This is a genomic window from Ruegeria sp. D7 (assembly GCF_056534355.1).
The window spans coordinates 1-16443 of sequence record NZ_JBQFPG010000014.1 but is presented as its reverse complement, the minus strand read 5'-3'; the positions used below and the strand labels follow the sequence as shown (position 1 = coordinate 16443).

Genomic DNA, 16443 nt, shown 5'->3' with positions numbered 1-16443 from the left:
AAACACAACGAGGTTGGCATGCTGATGCGCGGTCTGGAAAAGCTGACAAGCGCAATCTCAGAAGTCATGGGCCGCATCGGCTGGTTTCTCATCTTGTATTGCATGGCGTTTGGCGTGTCGGACGTATTCATGCGCTATGTACTGAACGCGCCCTCCCAGTGGATCGGCACCACATTGCAAGCTGCGATGGTGTTGTTGGCCTGCACCGGCGGCGTCTATGCGTTGCAGCATGACAGTTTCGTCAAACTCGACCTGTTTTATGCAAACGCCAGCAAGCGGTCAAAAGCGATTTTGGATGTCCTGACGGCACCGATTGCAATCCTGTTTCTGGTCGCATTGATCTGGAAGGGTTACGAAGCCGCATCGCTGTCCTTGATGCTTAATCAGAAGACCCCGACATCCATTCCGATCCCGATTTATCCGATCAAATTTGCGATCCCACTCAGCGGTGCAATGGTTCTCTTGGTGGTCCTGAAACACTTGCTCCGCGATCTGCAAACGATCTTCGGGCGCAGTTAGGCACGCTGGCCTGGGCGCCTGCAAATACATACGAAAATAGACTGATCCACTAACGAGGAGGAATTAACATGAAACCAAACAGGTTTGTGCACACAACCATGTGGGCAGGCGCCATAGCCGTGACCGCAAGCATTGCCGTAGCACAAGATGGGCCGCCGGATGAAGTGACCGAGTGGACCTTCCAGCCCGCATTTGACCAAACCGATGCCGGCTGGGACAACGGTCTGATCCCATGGGTTGAAGCAGTTGAAAAAGCGACTGAAGGCACCGTCAAAATCCGTGTTGAGCCCGCAGGGGCGCTGGTCAGTGGTGCAGAGGCCTTTGGCGCAGCGGCGGCTGGACTGACCGATGGCTACGCGGGCTGGGGTTCAGTCTATGGTGGAGACATGCCCGAAGGCATGCTGGCGTTTGGCATGGCCATGGGCGCCGACAACACCGAAGAAGCGTGGGAAGTGATGTGGGGCAACCCCGACTACCGCGTTGGGGACATCGTGCAAGAGGCCGCCAACGCGCGGAACCTGCAGTGGGCAGGCTGGACCAACCAGGGACCGAACGCAATGTTCACCAAGTTCCGCGTCGAAAAACTGGAAGATCTGGAAGGCCGCAAGATGCGCGCCGGTGGACCCCAGGCCATCTTCCACTCGACCATGGGCGGCGCGCCGGTCTCGATGAACGGTGGTGAGATTTACACCGCAATCAAACTGGGCACCATCGAAGGCACCTACTGGGATACAGGCGGCATCGATGACATGTCGTTCCAGGAAGTTATCGACTATGCGATTATGCCCGGCTGGAACCCTGCTCAGCACCAGGAGATCTTCATCAACCTGCAGAGCTGGAACGCCCTGACCGACTGGCAGCGCGAAAAGATCAACGGTGTTTTCGAAGAAACCTATTTCGAAACCAGCCGCATGCATGCGGAAGGTGTCGAAGAAGCGCTTCAAATCCTGCGCGATGCCGGTGGTGAAGTAATCGAGCTGAGCGATGAAGAAGTTGCTCGTATGCGCGAGAAATCCATTGCCGAAGTGTGGCCGCAAGTTGCAGCCGCATCCGAGGGCAACGCCAAAGGCGTGGAAATCTTCAAGAGGTTCCTGGAAGACAAGGCGAACGCGCAATAATCCCGCGCAATGTCATCTTTCCAATATAGCTAAAACTCTTTCGCTGGCCTGATCGTCGGGCCAGCGGACCAGACGGGCGCATGTCAGTGTTAAAAGCACTGCTGACACACAACCCGGCAAAGACCGCGCGAACGGCCACTAGGTAGGGAAACTAAAGATCATGAGCCTCGAACTAATTACAGCGCTGTATTTCTTAATACTGTTTGGGATCCTTTTCATGGGGCTGCCGGTTGCGTTCGGCTTGGGCGGAACAGCGGTTCTATTTGCCCTGGTTTTCGAACCTCGCGCGCTGTTGTCCGTGCCCAGTGCATTCTATTCAACGCCTTGGAATTCGGTACTGGTCACAGTGCCATTGTTCTTGTTCATGGGCTCACTCATAAGATTTTCGGGGATAGCCGAAACGGCCTATGACGCCGTTTACAAGCTGATCGGCCACATTCATGGTGGTCTCGCGATGGGTACAGTTCAGGTCTGTACTGTTTTTGCTGCAATCACCGGCATCACACCACCGGCGACCACCACGATGGGTCAGATCGCCTATCCTTCGATGATGCGCTACAAATATGATCGCCGTATCGCGATCGGTTGTATCGCGGCAGGCGGTGCGTTGGGTGCTCTGATCCCACCAAGCGTTCCGTTCATCTTCTATGGATTGCTGGCCAAGGTTTCGATCGGTGACCTGTTCATGGCGGGGTTGCTACCCGGCCTGATGCTGGCCACGTTCTACACGATCTACATCGGCGTACGTTGTAAAATCCAGCCCGAGCTGGGCCCCGCCCTGCCCGCTGATCAGAAATTCACCCGCACCGAAAAACTGACCGCCGTTCTCAGCATCTGGCCGTTTGCCTTACTCATCATCATCGTTCTGGGCGTCATCTGGGGCGGTATCGCAACACCGGCGGAAGCTGCCGCATTTGGTGCCGCAGGCGCCTTTGTCATCAACCTGATCTACGGCAAACTGACCTGGGAGGTGCTGAGGGAATCGTTGGTGTCCACCTTGAAGCTCAGCGGTATGGGGCTTTGGATTCTGATTGGTGCCACTGTCTATCTTAATGTGTTCAACACGCTTGGCAGCCAGGACCTGCTGACCAATCTGGTTCTTTCCATGCCCGGCGGTGCAACCGGCATCCTGCTGATGATGATGCTGATCATCCTCGTCCTGGGTATGGTGATGGATGATTGGGCCATCATCATGCTGTGCACACCACTGTTCATCCCGATTATCGACGAATTGGGGATCGACAAGCTGTGGTTTGGCGCGCTGTTCATCGTGAACATCCAAATCGCTTACCTGACACCTCCGTTCGGTTTTGTGCTGTTCTGGATCAAAGGGGTTCTGCCCAAGGATGTCAGCATGGGGGATGTCTACAATTCGGTTGGCCCGTTTGTGGCACTCCAGTTCGTTGGCCTGACCCTAATCTTCATCTTCCCGCAGATCGCCACCTGGTTGCCCAACATCCTGAAATAATCCGGAGGTACAGATGTATAACCATATCCTCGTTCCAGTCGCCCCTGATCACATCAACGACTGTGCCAAATCTCTGGATGCAGCAAGCCGCTTGCTGTCGGATGGCGGGACAGTATCGGTGCTGTCCGTTCTCGAAGAACTACCTTCGTATATCGGGTCGTACTTTCCACCCGAGCAGGTTCAGAAAAGCGTTTCTGATTTTGAGGACAAACTGAACGCATCGATGGAGTCTCCGAAGATCGGCACTCATGTTGTTACAGGTCATCCAACAAATTCCATTCTGGATTGGGCCGAAGAACACAAAGTGGACTGCATAGTGGTGGCGTCACACCAACCGGGCCTTTCGGACTATCTGATCGGTTCAACGGCTGCACGTGTGGTCCGTCATGCACATTGCAGTGTCGTGGTACTGCGCGACAAGTAGAGCAGAAGCATAACACCTGACAGGTGTTATGCGCGCAAAGTGGCTGGCCAATGAGGCCAGCTATTGTCGTTCAGAACCCTTGCATCAGCATGTCTACAGCCACGGTGATCTGCTCGAAATCATCTTTCAGATGACCCACTGGTGATTTGAGGAGTCCCACAGGAACAGCAGCCATGAACTGGGTCATCATTACAACCAGCACACCATCTATCAGGAACTCAGGGTTGAGGCGGGTCGCTGGTTTCGGCGCATGTGCTTTTGGTAAAAGCGGCACCACCATGCGGGTATTCAGATCGCTCAAAAGATCGGTTTGCACATCCAGAAGATAGCCATCGCCGGATGGGTTGGGGAATACATCGTATTTCGGCATCAGAACTGACGAAAGCGGTCCAAGGGCAACCCGTGCCGTTCAACATACGAGTTTGAGCTTTGCAGTGCCTCCGCGTTTTCGGCCCTCCACTGTGCTGCCTTCGCAGCGGCAACGGCGGCACGCACTCCTTCTTCGGCGGCACGCGACAGGTTCACGTTCAGCGCTCTGGCCTCGGTGAGCAAAGCGCTATCAAGTGATAGATTGGTCGGTTTGCGTGGTTGAGCGTTCATTCTGTCTTGGCCTCCATGTGCCTGAGAATACCAATATACTATATGCGCGTCAAATATGCGCATATCTCCTAAAGGACTTCTCTGGCTTCTTGGCTCGTTCTTATTGTATTTCACTCAATGCTTATTGAACGAGAACCTAACGATTTCGGTTGAAATCGTCCTCTCATCCCCCTAATCACGACCCTACCTCGGGGTGCGCTAAAGACCGCGCTGAGATGCCAATTGGCAAACCCGTTGAACCTGAACCGGCTAGAACCGGCGGAGGGAAAGGTACAGGTTTCATCCATCCTTACCCTCTCGCCGCATTGGAGGATGATATGAAACATCTGGCAATTGCTGCGGGAATACTGACTGCGACTTCGGCTGTGGCAGCCGATAAGCCCACGTTGACCGTATATACTTACGACAGCTTCGTTTCGGACTGGGGGCCCGGCCCGAAGGTCGAAGAGGCGTTTGAAGCGCAATGCGAATGCGACCTGAACCTTGTCGGCGTCGAAGATGGCGCGGCACTGCTGTCACGCATTCGGCTGGAAGGCGAAAACAGCGACGCCGATATTGTATTGGGTTTGGATACCAACTTGATATCGGCAGCTAAAGAAACCGGCCTGTTTGCACCTCATTCAGTCACTGCCGAGTATTCTCTGCCCATCGAGTGGACCGACACAGTTTTTGCACCCTACGACTGGGGTTACTTTGCATTTGTTCACAATGCAGATTTTGCCGCTCCTAACAGCTTCCGCGAGTTGGCAGATAGTGACATCAAGATCATCATTCAGGATCCGCGTTCATCGACGCCGGGGCTGGGTCTTCTGCTGTGGGTCAAGGCCGCGTATGGCGATGAAGCCCAAGAAATCTGGGCTGACCTTGCTGACAATATCGTGACGGTTACCAAGGGCTGGTCCGAGTCATATGGCTTGTTCCTTGAAGGTGAGGCCGACATGGTTCTAAGCTATACGACCTCGCCAGCCTATCACCTGATTGCCGAGGAAGATGCCAGCAAAGCAGCAGCAGCCTTTGACGAAGGCCATTATATGCAGGTCGAGGTTGCGGCCAAGCTAGCCAATTCCGATCAGCCCGAGTTGGCAGATCAGTTTCTGAACTTCATGGTGTCTGACGCGTTTCAGACGATCATTCCAACAACCAACTGGATGTACCCGGCCGTAACTCCATCTTCCGGTCTGCCCGAAGGTTTTGAAACTCTAACGATCCCTCAGAAGTCTCTGCTGTTTGATCAGGTCCAAGCCGCCATCGCGCGGGAACAGGCGCTTTCGGAATGGTTGGGCGCACTCAGCCAGTAAACCCACTCCCCGGTGTCAGTGCGGCGGCCATCGTTGCCGCACTGATATTGGGCACGTTGTTCATGGTGGCGGTGCGGGCAGATGCAGGCGGCGGGTTTGGTCCCGCCGACTGGGCTGCCTTACGCTTTACCCTGCTCCAGGCGACGCTCTCTGCAATGTTCAGCGCCGGTCTGGCTATTCCGGTCGCCCGCGCACTAGCGCGCCGCCGGTTCACCGGCAGGCGAGTCCTGATCACGCTGTTGGGTGCACCTTTCATCCTACCGGTCATCGTCGCCATTCTGGGATTGCTTCAGGTCTTTGGCCGGGCAGGATGGATCTCGGACGCGTTAGGCTATTTCGGCCTGCCGCCCATTCGAATCTATGGGCTGCATGGTGTCGTTCTGGCCCACGTATTTTTTAATCTACCTCTGGCAACACGCCTGATCTTGCAGGGTTGGCAGGAGATCCCTGCCGAGCGTTTCCGGCTAGCGGCCCAACTTGGGTGCGAAGGAATGGCAATGTTCCGTTTGATCGAATTGCCAATGCTTCGCCGCATTCTGCCCGGAGTGCTGGCCGTGATCTTCGCCATTTGCCTGACCAGTTTTGCGGTTGCCCTGACGCTGGGTGGAGGGCCGCGCGCCACCACGATTGAACTCGCGATCTATCAGGCCTTTACATATGATTTTGACTTAGGGCGCGCCGCCTTATTATCCGCTTTGCAACTTGTCCTGATTGCAGCGGCTGCGTTGGCAGCCTTAAAGTTCTCGCGCGGCGACGGGTTCGGTACCGGCCTGAATCGTGAGATCCGGCGCTGGGATGGCCGAGGACCGCTGTTGGATGCGTTTTGGATTATCACTGCCGCCGCGTTCCTGCTGCTACCTCTGGCATCCGTCACGATTTCGGGTATCGCTGGGCTGTTTGAGATGCCGGTTTTGGTGTTCCGTGCCGCTATAATTTCAATCTGTGTTGCCGCCGCCAGTACCATGCTCCTATTACTGCTGGCACTGCCCATGGCGACAGCCGTCGCGACAGGCCGGTTCGGCATCGTCGAACTTGGCGGACTTCTTGGCCTCGCCGCCTCGCCCCTGGTCATTGGTACGGGTCTCTTTATTCTGATCCGCCCGCTGGCCAATCCGACAACTCTTGCGTTGCCGGTAACCGCGCTTGTGAACGCGGTCATGGCCTTGCCCTTCGCCCTTCGAATTTTGGTTCCCGCAGCGCGCGATGTGTTGGAACGGCACGGGCGGTTGGCGTTGGCCCTGAACATGAACAACTGGTCCTTTTTCCTGCGTGTCATGCTTCCGCGCCTGCGGCCCCAAATTGGCTTTGCCGCGGGCCTGACCGCAGCACTGTCGATGGGTGATCTGGGTGTGATCGCCCTGTTTGCAGATGCGCAGATCGCAACGCTGCCCCTGCAAATCTACCGCCTGATGGGCGCCTACCAGATGCAGGCAGCAGCAGGAGGCGCGCTGCTGCTGCTTATACTATCGATGGGTGTTTTCTGGGTTCTGGATCGAGGGGGTCGCTGGCATGCTGAAGCTTGACAATTGTATCATCGCAAATGGCGATTTCCAATTAAGCGCTGACCTTGAGGTCAAGGCCGGATCCAGCGTTGCGATCATCGGTCCGTCGGGGGCGGGAAAATCAACACTTCTTGAAACTATCGCCGGTTTTCGAGACCTGAGAAGTGGGCACATCCACTGGAAGGATCATGACCTATCGACATTACCACCAGGCAGTCGACCGATGGCAATGCTGTTTCAGGACGGAAACCTGTTTCCTCACCTGAGCGCCGAACAGAATGTCGCCCTGGGCCTAAGGCCCAATGGAGGTTTGACTGCAGACGACCAACACCACATTCAATCGGCCCTCGGCCGCGTTGGCCTGCAGGGAATGGCGGCCAGAAAGCCCGCCGAATTGTCAGGAGGTCAGCAAAGCCGCGTGGCGCTGGCGAGGATCCTTGTGCAAAAGCGTCAGGTGTTATTGCTCGACGAACCTTTCGCCGCCCTTGGCCCTGCCTTGAAAACTGAGATGCTCGATCTGGTCGCTGAATTAGTCGCCGAGACCAAAACCACCCTGCTTATGGTCAGCCACGACCCACGGGATGCGCTTCGGATAACCGACCAAACCGTATTGGTTGCGGATCAAATCGCACATCCACCTGCTGAGACCGAGACACTCTTCAACAATCCTCCGCCAGCACTGCGCGATTACTTGGGCTGAACAAACTGATCCAGACAGTTGTCCAGTACCTTGCGCACGCGCGGGCCAATCTCGGGGGCCTCAGAAGCGCGCGGGCCTGCAATGTTCAGAACAGTGACAGGGTTGGCGCTCAACCAATCCCGCATCTGTTGCGCGCAATCGGCCTTTCCTTTTCTTATATCCACCACCAGATGCGGTTTTTCAGCATCAACTGCAAACTCTACCGTTTTCCGCGTGCCGGGACTGTCTGATCCGTCGATAAAAACAAGCGTGGCGTCACTGGCAAAGACGTTGAGCCTTGTCCGTTCAGCGACATCTTCAGACTTCGTTTCAACAAGCCCGCTGAGATGCGCCGGAATCAACCCATCCTCATTCGTTCGACCCTTCGGCACCCAGCCACCGAAAGGGATGCCGTTTGCGCGGGCAAACTCCAATGCGGCAGTGTCTACGCCGGTTTGTCCACCTGATACGATTTTCTGAACACGACGCCCGAATGGGATTCCGTCTTGCTCCTCTCCCTGCGTCAACGCGCAATACCAAATTGAAACGGATCATTCTGCGCAAAGAAAAGCTTACCCTCTGCCATCACATGCGCCTGGCCAGTTAGCTGAGGGACAATGCCCCCGCCCTGCCCCGGCTGATAGGACAGCCTGTACGAACTTCCGATGATGCTTTCCTGAACGATTTCTTCCCCAGCGGACAAGCGCCGACTGGCCGCGAGGCAGGCCAGCCGGGCCGAGCTGCCGGTGCCGCAAGGCGAACGGTCATAGTCATCGTCGGGGCACAGAACAAAGTTTCTGCTATGGATACCTGCATTCGGTGAGGTGCCCTGAAAGATCACATGATCAACCGGCTCGCCATTTTCCCCGCCAACTTCTTGCGCAATGCAGGCTTCGCGAATTGCGATAGCCATGTCGGTCAGCGGGCGAATGTTCTCAGGCGCAATCGGGATCGGGCTTGGTTCAACAATGAAGAACCAATTGCCGCCATAAGCAACATCGCCGGTGACGGTGCCATGCTCTGCAGTCTCGACCGTCACGGAATGAAGAACGCGGCGGCTTTCAATGTTGGTGACCTGCACGGTGTTGGCGTCCAGCAGATCAATCTTAACCTCACCTACCGGAGTTTCGATTCGGTGCGCGCCAACCTCGATCTGTCCAAGACGCGCCAATGTTACGCCCAACCCGATCGTCCCATGGCCGCACATGCCCAGTACCGCATCCGCGTCAAAGTAGATCACGCCCGCTTTGCAATCAGCACTGACCGGTTCGACAAGGAGCGCCCCGACCATGCCGGGCTGGCCGCGCGGCTCCAGTAGAACAGACTTGTAGAACCGCTCATGTTCCGTTGCCAGTCGCTTGGCGCGTTCAGCCAGTGATCCTGAACCCAGATCAGGCCCCCCGTCCAGAATGACCCGTGTGGGCATTCCACCGGTATGGCTGTCAATCACATGCATTCCGCAATGACCCCACCCTGACGAACCCAATCGGTAAACCACGACTTAAACAAATTGTACTGTTGCTCGCAGTAATTTCGCTGGGCGTCAGATAACACGTCGGTTTCATTGAAATGCAGGCGGTATTCCTCTTCGCCGTTCAGCACCAGCAAATGCTTGTAATAAAGAACAAGGTCTGTGCCTTCGTCAAAACTTGCCAGAACGCCAAATGCCTCGTCCAGTTCGCGCGCACGCAACCGTGCTTCGGCATGTCCCTCTGCTGCCTTTTTCGAAAGCGCCGCAAGCAACAATGCCTCTTTGGGCAGTGCAGTTCCTATCCCGGTGATCGATCCGGTGGCGCCGCAATTCACAAACCCATGGTAGACTTCAGTATCGACGCCTACCATCAAGGTGACCTGACCGTCTTGCGATGTGATATGTTCTGCGGCATAGCGCAGGTCGCTCTTGCCCCCGAACTCCTTAAAGCCAACCAAATTCGGATGCTCGGCCCGCAGTGCAAAAAACAATTCCGCACGAGTGGCAAACCCATAGACAGGGCTGTTGTAGATGATCGCAGGCACGTCCGCTGCCGCAGAAAGAATAGCCTTGAAGTGGTTCTTTTGCGCGGCAACCGATGAGCCTCGTGACAGAACCCGAGGGATAACCATCAACCCTGCCGCGCCGACCTTCTGTGCATGTGCTGCGTGCGCCACAGCGGAATTCGAGTTGATGGCACCCGTCCCCACGACAACCGGCAAGCCAGCGTCGACCAGTCGTTCCACGCCCTCCATCCGTTGGGCATCCGTCAGAAGCGGCCAATCCCCCATCGAGCCACAATAGACGACAGCGGACATGCCGGCCGCAATCATCTCTTTGCCCTTTTTGACCAGCGCGTCAAAGTCAGGTGTCCTGTCGGCCTTACACGGCGTCATAAGGGCAGGCATAGTTCCAGTGAAAATAGTCCGGTCCATGAGATATCCGTTTGCTCAGGTTGGTATTGGTATTCTGCGCGAAAGCGCCGTGGCCTAACGCGTCATTCCAGCGAAACCCACAAGACCCTGGCGTCTTCCTTACTCGTAGAAATACAGCCATGCCCCATACCGCTATCGTAGTACAGAGAATCTCCGGGTTTCATCGGTAAGGGGCGGTAATGCTCGGATACAAATATCAACTCGCCACTGATAACGTACATGAATTCTTCGCCTGTGTGCCTGATCCAGTTCTCATATTCTGATATGTCACGCGCTTTTATCGTCGCGATATAAGGAAGCATTCGCTTACTGGTCAGGTCCGAGCACAGCAATTCGTGCATGTAGGTCGGCGTATTTCTTATCTCGCCTTGCCCTTTCGGCGTAAAATCACGTCGCCCCGAAATTCCCGATTGGGCGGACTGCAAGAACAGCTGTGGCGTATTCATGTCCAAGGCCTGTGTCAGCCGCCGCACGATCTCGAAACTTGGACGTGTCTGGTTGTTTTCGATCTTTGAAAGTGTTGATCGACCGATTCCCGCTTCGCGCCCGGCCTCCTCCAATGTCCAGCCTTTTGCGCGGCGTGCATCCCGGATCGACCGACCCAAAGCCGCCCCCTCGTCCTGTTCTTCCGGTCCGGCACCATCTTTCAGGTTGTCCTCAGACATGGGAATCTCCTTGTTTTATCACAGCTTACTCATTTCCCCCGAGCCAAACAACTTTACTGTGATGAAATTTTTGTTGCCTTGCGTACATTAATTCCACTATAGGAAACAAAATTTCGTACACTGGAAACGAGATTACAGGAGGAGATCATGTTCACAAAACCGCTCACCGAGGCTGATCCCGTCATCGCTGCATCGATCGCACGCGAGGGCATACGCCAAGCTGAACAGATCGAACTGATCGCTTCCGAGAACATCGTCTCTCAGGCAGTGATCGATGCGCAGGGTTCCGTACTTACAAACAAATACGCCGAGGGCTATCCGGGTCGCCGCTATTATGGCGGGTGTGAATATGTGGATGAGGTTGAGGCCGAAGCCATTGACCGATTGAAGAAGCTGTTTGGCTGTGAATATGCAAACGTTCAGCCGCACTCGGGCGCGCAAGCCAACGGGGCGGTTAAGCTGGCACTACTCAGCCCGGGGGACACGATTCTTGGTATGTCGTTGGATGCTGGGGGTCACCTGACCCATGGCGCAAAACCTGCCCAGTCCGGCAAGTGGTTCCGTCCGGTTCAATATGGCCTGACCCAGGCCGGGCTGATTGACTATGATCAGGTTGAAGAATTGGCGAAAGCCGAAAAGCCCAAACTGATCATTGCAGGCGCATCGGCCTATTCGCAAAAGATCGATTTCGCACGCTTCCGCGCCATTGCCGACGAAGTTGGCGCATGGCTTCTGGCAGACATGGCCCACATCGCCGGCTTGGTTGCGACCGGCCTGCATCCCTCGCCCATCGGGCACGCACACATTGTTACGTCGACTACGCACAAGACGCTACGCGGTCCGCGCGGTGGGATTATTCTTACAAACGATGAAGCGCTGGCAAAAAAGATCAACTCGGCTGTTTTCCCGGGTCTGCAGGGCGGCCCCCTGATGCATGTGATTGCGGGCAAGGCAGTCGCCTTTGGTGAAGCGCTGCAGCCTGAATTCAAAGAATATATGCAGCGCGTTGTCGACAGTGCCTCGGCCCTGGCCAACGTGATGATGGCGCGCGGGTGTGACATCGTTTCGGGTGGCACTGAAAACCACCTTATGCTGGTTGATCTGCGCCCAGTCGGCGTAACCGGCAAAGACGCCGAAGCGGCGCTAGAGCGTGCAGGATTCACCTGCAACAAAAACAGCGTTCCGGGTGATCCCGAAAAGCCCACTGTCACCAGCGGCATCCGTCTTGGTACGGCCGCAGGCTGCAGCCGTGGGTTTGGACCAGAAGAGTTCAAACAGATTGGCCACATGATCGGTGATGTGCTCGACGCGCTGGCACAATCGTCTGACGGTGACGAGACCGTCGAAAAGGAAACCCGTGAAAAGGTCCGCGCGCTCTGCACAAGCCACCCGATCTACTGAAAGAAGACCAAATGACTTACGATCTTATTGTCATCGGGGGCGGTCCGGGCGGCTATGTCGCCGCGATCCGCGCGGCACAGCTGGGCCTGAAAGTCGCTTGCGTTGAAGGCCGCAGTGCGCTTGGCGGGACCTGTTTGAATGTGGGGTGCATACCCTCCAAAGCGTTGCTGACCTCCTCGGCCAAATATGCCGAACTTGCACATCTCTCCTCCCACGGTATTGCGGTCGAGGGGGCCAGCATCGATGTGCCCGCAATGATGGGACGCAAGGACAAGATCGTAGGCGACCTGACCAAGGGCATTGCGTTTTTGTTCAAGAAAAACGGCGTTGATCTGATCGAAGGGTGGGCCAGTATTCCGGCCGCTGGTCAGGTCAAGGTAGGTGACGAAGTCCATGAGGCCAAGAACATCCTCATTGCCACTGGTTCCGAACCTACTCCGTTGCCAGGAATTGAGATTGACGAGCAAGATATCCTCAGTTCGACGAGCGCGATTGCGCTGGAGAGTGTGCCCGAGCATCTGGTGGTGATCGGTGCCGGTGTCATCGGACTGGAACTTGGGCAAGTTTGGGCGCGTCTCGGAGCTAAAGTTACGGTCGTCGAATATCTGGACCGCGTGCTGCCCGGCATGGATGGTGAAATTGCCAAACTGGCGCAACGCGCGCTGTCAAAACGTGGCCTTAAATTCCAGCTGGGCCGGGCACTGAAATCCGTCGACAAAACGGATACTGGTCTGACACTAACTGTGGACCGCGTCGGCAAGGACAAAGAAGAAGTGATCGAGGCCGACAAGGTGTTGATCGCCGTGGGTCGCCGCCCAGTCACACGTGGCCTTGGCTTGGAAGAGCTGGACGTGGCCGTGAACCAACGCGGTTTCATTGAAGTTGATGGCGCATTTCAGACATCTGTCCCGGGCATCTACGCCATCGGTGATTGCGTTCCCGGACCTATGCTGGCGCACAAGGCCGAAGAAGATGGTGTCGCCTGTGTAGAAATGCTGGCAGGCGAAGCTGGCCACGTCGATTACAACACTGTTCCCGGCGTGGTGTACACCGACCCCGAAGTCGCCTCGGTTGGTTTGACCGAAGAAGCACTGAAAGAATCCGGTGCCGAGTATTCGGTCGGCAAATTCGCCTTCATGGCGAACTCGCGCGCGCGTTCGACCGGTGAAACAGACGGTGCAGTGAAGGTTCTGGCAGACCCGAACGGCCAGATCCTGGGTGCGCATATATGCGGAGCCCATGGCGGCGATCTAATCGCTGAACTGGTTCTGGCGATGACAAAGGGCGCAACGGTGTCCGAAGTCGCTGCAACCTGCCATGCGCACCCGGCCATGGGCGAGGCCGTCAAAGAAGCCTGCCTCGACGCCTTGGGCCGCGCGATCCACGCATAAGGGAGACCAGCCAGATGACCATCCAGCTTCGCCCTCGCCACCCGGAAAAAGCCAAAAAGGCCGACAGTGTCATCCCGCGCAAGCCCAAGTGGATTCGCAAGAAAAAGGGCGACAGCGCTGAATACTATGAAACACGACGCCTCATGCGCGAGCATGATCTGGCGACGGTCTGCGAAGAAGCCGCCTGCCCCAATATCGGCGAATGCTGGTCCAAGCGCCACGCCACCATGATGATCATGGGTGAGGTTTGCACGCGGGGTTGTTCGTTCTGCAATGTCTCAACGGGTCGCCCGGATGCTCTGGATGTGTTTGAACCCGGGCGAGTCGCCGCCGCCGTCAAGAAACTGGGCCTGCTTCATGTGGTGATCACCTCGGTCGATCGCGATGATCTAGCAGATGGTGGGGCCGAGCATATCGCTCAGACCATCCGTGCCGTGCGCCATCAGAACCCCGGTACGACTGTCGAGGTTCTGACACCCGATTTTCTTGGAAAAGGCACTGCGTCAGAGATCGTATTTGAAGCGGCGCCGGACGTTTTCAACCACAATCTGGAAACTGTGCCGCACCTTTATCCAACTGTGCGACCGGGTGCACGCTATTACACCTCGCTGCGTCTGCTGGATGATGCCAAACGCGCGAACCCGGAGCTTTTTACCAAATCTGGCCTGATGGTCGGGCTTGGCGAAAGTCTGGACGATGTCCGTCAGGTCATGGACGACCTGCGCGCGGCCAATGTCGATTTCTTAACCGTCGGCCAATATCTGCAACCGACCCCTAAACACCATCCGATTGACCGGTTCTGGACACCGGAAGAATTTGCCCAACTGGAACAGATCGCGCGTTCCAAGGGCTTTTTGCACGTGTCGGCAACGCCGCTGACCCGATCATCGTTCCACGCGGACGAAGACTTTGCCGCCCTCAAGCAGGCCCGCCAGCGGGCTTTGGCGAACAGGGCATAAACCTAACGCAAATGGGAGGGAATCCATGGAAGCGTTAAATTCAATCGTAGGGGCCATCAATGGCGTCGTGTGGGGGCCGCTGATGCTGGTTCTCATTCTCGGCGTTGGCTTCTTCCTGCAGGTCGGCCTGAAGTTCATGCCGATCCTGCGCATTGGCACAGGCTTCAGCCTGCTGTTCAAAGGCCGCGAAGGTCAGGGCGAGGGCCAGATCAGCCCATTCAACGCACTGATGACCTCGCTATCTGCGACTATCGGTACGGGCAACATCGCTGGTGTGGCCACTGCTGTCTTCCTGGGCGGTCCGGGCGCCTTGTTCTGGATGTGGATGACCGCCCTGGTGGGCATGGCCACCAAATATGCCGAAGCTGTCTGCGCGGTGAAATACCGCGAAAAAGACGAGCTTGGTAACTATGTAGGCGGCCCGATGTACTACATCAAAAATGGCCTCGGCGCGAAATGGGCCTGGCTGGGTGTTGCATTTGCTCTGTTCGGCGCAATCGCGGCGTTCGGCATCGGCAACGGTGTACAGGCCAATGGTGTTGCACAGGTTCTGGAGTCGAACTTCGGCCTGAACACTTCGGTTACCGGCGTTGTCCTGATGGTTCTGACCGCGGCCGTGATCCTGGGCGGCATCACCCGCATCGGTGCGGTTGCAGGTAAACTGGTTCCGTTCATGGCGATTGCCTACATCGTCGCAGGCCTGCTGGTTCTACTGATCAACATCGGTAACATCGGCTCCGCTCTGTCGCTTGTTTTCACCTACGCCTTCACCCCGTCGGCCGCCGAAGGTGGTTTCGCGGGTGCTGCCGTTTGGGCCGCGATCCGCTTTGGTGTGGCACGTGGTGTCTTCTCGAACGAAGCCGGTCTGGGTTCCGCTCCGATCGCACACGCCGCAGCCGAGACCAAAGGTCCGGTCAACCAGGGCCTGATCGCGATGTTGGGTACGTTCATCGACACGATCATCGTCTGCACCATCACCGGTCTTGCTATCATCTCGTCGGGTGCCTGGACATCGGGTGAATCCGGTGCAGCACTAACCAGTCACGCGTTCGAACTGTCGCTGCCGGGTATCGGTGGGTATCTGATCGCCATCGCTCTGTCGATCTTTGCCTTTACCACCATTTTAGGCTGGTCCTTCTATGGCGAGAAATGTGTTGAGTTCCTGCTAGGCGTGAAATCCCTGATGCCATACCGCGTCCTGTGGATCGTCATGATCTATTTTGGCGCAACAGCGGATCTGGGCTTCATCTGGCTGCTGGCCGATACGCTGAACGCGATGATGGCCATTCCGAACCTGATCGCCCTGGCGCTGCTGAGCCCGATCGTCTTCAAACTGACGAAAGAGTTCTTTGCCTCAGGTGGCAAGTCCGAGGAGCCAGGCGGCACACCCGCCGAATAATCTCGGATGAAAATACGGGGGGCCATCCCGGCCCCCCGGCTTCAAACAGAATTCCATTTCTCGAGGAGAGACGTGATGGCCACGAAAATCCTGCTGCCGATTGATCACACCGACGACCGTTCGTGGAAGAACGCCCTGCCGCTCGCACAAGAACAAGCAAAGTTCTACGGTGCCGAATTGCACGCGATTGCCGTCATTCCTGAGATCATCCAGTTGCCGAACCTGCCCGCCAACTATGGCGCAGGCGCAAAAGACCACGTGCGCAATGCGGTGCAGGCCATACTGGATCACAACGGTGCATCTGATGTGGCGATCCATATCGAAGAAGGCAGCGTCTATCGTGAGATACTGAAGCTCGCCTACAAAGAGGGCTTTGATCTGATCGTTATGGCTTCGACCAAAGGCGATTTTCCGAACTACGAGATTGGCCCGAACCTGGCCCGTGTCGTGCGCAACGCGCATTGCACCGTCACGGTTGTTCGCGACCAGTCCCGCTGATTGAAAGGTTAGTCTGATGACCGAATTAAAACGCACGCCTCTTTACGCTTTGCATGTTGAGTTGGGGGGTAAGTTGGTTGATTTTGCGGGATGGGAGATGCCTGTTCAGTATCCTT

At 56.3% G+C, this 16443-nt stretch carries 18 protein-coding genes and 1 riboswitch; of the genes, 12 read left to right on the top strand and 6 right to left on the bottom strand.

Annotated features, from left to right (window positions below):
- Positions 1-18 precede the first annotated feature (18 nt).
- From ACRZ9U_RS17030 to ACRZ9U_RS17015, 4 genes are all read left to right on the top strand, one after another.
- A complete protein-coding gene (locus tag ACRZ9U_RS17030) occupies positions 19-519 on the top strand; it encodes a TRAP transporter small permease subunit (protein WP_170393772.1) in 501 nt (166 codons plus the stop codon).
- A 68-nt stretch (positions 520-587) separates the two neighbouring features.
- Positions 588-1637, top strand: a complete 1050-nt coding sequence (locus tag ACRZ9U_RS17025; protein ID WP_170393770.1) for a TRAP transporter substrate-binding protein — start codon at positions 588-590, stop codon at positions 1635-1637.
- Between the two features lie 160 nt (positions 1638-1797).
- The gene (locus ACRZ9U_RS17020) at positions 1798-3105 is read left to right on the top strand and encodes a TRAP transporter large permease (RefSeq protein WP_170393768.1); all 1308 of its coding nucleotides are present in this window, start codon (positions 1798-1800) and stop codon (positions 3103-3105) included.
- A gap of 13 nt (positions 3106-3118) precedes the next feature.
- Positions 3119-3529 (top strand): universal stress protein, encoded by a 411-nt coding sequence (locus tag ACRZ9U_RS17015; RefSeq protein WP_170393765.1) that lies wholly within the window; start codon positions 3119-3121, stop codon positions 3527-3529.
- 70 nt (positions 3530-3599) lie between these two features.
- Here ACRZ9U_RS17015 and ACRZ9U_RS17010 read toward each other — a convergent pair whose 3' ends face one another.
- Together ACRZ9U_RS17010 and ACRZ9U_RS17005 are read right to left on the bottom strand one after the other, a co-directional pair.
- Positions 3600-3899, bottom strand: a complete 300-nt coding sequence (locus ACRZ9U_RS17010) for a CcdB family protein (protein WP_170406924.1) — start codon at positions 3897-3899, stop codon at positions 3600-3602.
- Positions 3899-4129 (bottom strand): type II toxin-antitoxin system CcdA family antitoxin, encoded by a 231-nt coding sequence (locus ACRZ9U_RS17005; RefSeq protein ID WP_170406922.1) that lies wholly within the window; start codon positions 4127-4129, stop codon positions 3899-3901. Before ACRZ9U_RS17005 ends, ACRZ9U_RS17010 begins: the two co-directional genes overlap by 1 nt.
- 179 nt (positions 4130-4308) lie before the next feature.
- Positions 4309-4414: riboswitch (TPP riboswitch) on the top strand.
- A gap of 32 nt (positions 4415-4446) precedes the next feature.
- On the opposite strand from ACRZ9U_RS17005, the gene thiB reads away from it, so the two are divergent.
- Genes thiB through ACRZ9U_RS16990 form a run of 3 tightly spaced genes read left to right on the top strand, consistent with a single transcriptional unit; the run spans position 4447 to position 7629 of the window.
- Complete coding sequence (thiB, locus tag ACRZ9U_RS17000) at positions 4447-5427, top strand: thiamine ABC transporter substrate binding subunit (RefSeq protein WP_170406919.1); 981 nt, start codon at positions 4447-4449, stop codon at positions 5425-5427.
- Positions 5403-6950 (top strand): thiamine/thiamine pyrophosphate ABC transporter permease ThiP, encoded by a 1548-nt coding sequence (locus ACRZ9U_RS16995; protein ID WP_170406915.1) that lies wholly within the window; start codon positions 5403-5405, stop codon positions 6948-6950. Before thiB ends, ACRZ9U_RS16995 begins: the two co-directional genes overlap by 25 nt.
- Positions 6937-7629, top strand: coding sequence for an ATP-binding cassette domain-containing protein (locus ACRZ9U_RS16990; RefSeq protein ID WP_170406911.1), 693 nt, complete (start codon positions 6937-6939; stop codon positions 7627-7629). Before ACRZ9U_RS16995 ends, ACRZ9U_RS16990 begins: the two co-directional genes overlap by 14 nt.
- Here ACRZ9U_RS16990 and ACRZ9U_RS16985 read toward each other — a convergent pair.
- The 4 genes from ACRZ9U_RS16985 to ACRZ9U_RS16970 all read right to left on the bottom strand — a co-directional run bounded on the left by ACRZ9U_RS16985 (position 7617) and on the right by ACRZ9U_RS16970 (position 10679).
- Positions 7617-8135, bottom strand: coding sequence for a putative molybdenum carrier protein (locus ACRZ9U_RS16985; protein ID WP_170406909.1), 519 nt, complete (start codon positions 8133-8135; stop codon positions 7617-7619). The genes ACRZ9U_RS16990 and ACRZ9U_RS16985 overlap by 13 nt on opposite strands.
- Positions 8132-9064, bottom strand: a complete 933-nt coding sequence (locus ACRZ9U_RS16980; RefSeq protein ID WP_170406906.1) for a 4-hydroxyproline epimerase — start codon at positions 9062-9064, stop codon at positions 8132-8134. Before ACRZ9U_RS16980 ends, ACRZ9U_RS16985 begins: the two co-directional genes overlap by 4 nt.
- Entirely contained in the window at positions 9055-10014 is a 960-nt protein-coding gene (locus tag ACRZ9U_RS16975; RefSeq protein ID WP_170406903.1) for a dihydrodipicolinate synthase family protein, read from the bottom strand. Before ACRZ9U_RS16975 ends, ACRZ9U_RS16980 begins: the two co-directional genes overlap by 10 nt.
- Positions 10015-10076: 62 nt before the next feature.
- On the bottom strand, positions 10077-10679 hold the full coding sequence (locus ACRZ9U_RS16970; RefSeq protein ID WP_170393747.1) for a helix-turn-helix domain-containing protein: 603 nt from the start codon (positions 10677-10679) through the stop codon (positions 10077-10079).
- A 147-nt stretch (positions 10680-10826) separates the two neighbouring features.
- On the opposite strand from ACRZ9U_RS16970, the gene glyA reads away from it, so the two are divergent.
- The 5 genes from glyA (at position 10827) to ACRZ9U_RS16945 (ending at position 16327) form a co-directional block, all read left to right on the top strand.
- Positions 10827-12080, top strand: a complete 1254-nt coding sequence (gene glyA, locus ACRZ9U_RS16965; protein WP_170406900.1) for a serine hydroxymethyltransferase — start codon at positions 10827-10829, stop codon at positions 12078-12080.
- 11 nt (positions 12081-12091) lie between these two features.
- Positions 12092-13471, top strand: a complete 1380-nt coding sequence (gene lpdA, locus ACRZ9U_RS16960) for a dihydrolipoyl dehydrogenase (RefSeq protein ID WP_480902464.1) — start codon at positions 12092-12094, stop codon at positions 13469-13471.
- 14 nt (positions 13472-13485) lie between these two features.
- Positions 13486-14430, top strand: coding sequence for a lipoyl synthase (gene lipA / locus ACRZ9U_RS16955; RefSeq protein WP_170406893.1), 945 nt, complete (start codon positions 13486-13488; stop codon positions 14428-14430).
- 25 nt (positions 14431-14455) lie between these two features.
- Positions 14456-15829, top strand: coding sequence for an alanine/glycine:cation symporter family protein (locus ACRZ9U_RS16950; RefSeq protein WP_170393738.1), 1374 nt, complete (start codon positions 14456-14458; stop codon positions 15827-15829).
- 75 nt (positions 15830-15904) lie between these two features.
- The gene (locus ACRZ9U_RS16945) at positions 15905-16327 is read left to right on the top strand and encodes a universal stress protein (protein ID WP_170393736.1); all 423 of its coding nucleotides are present in this window, start codon (positions 15905-15907) and stop codon (positions 16325-16327) included.
- The last annotated feature ends 116 nt before the right edge of the window (positions 16328-16443 follow it).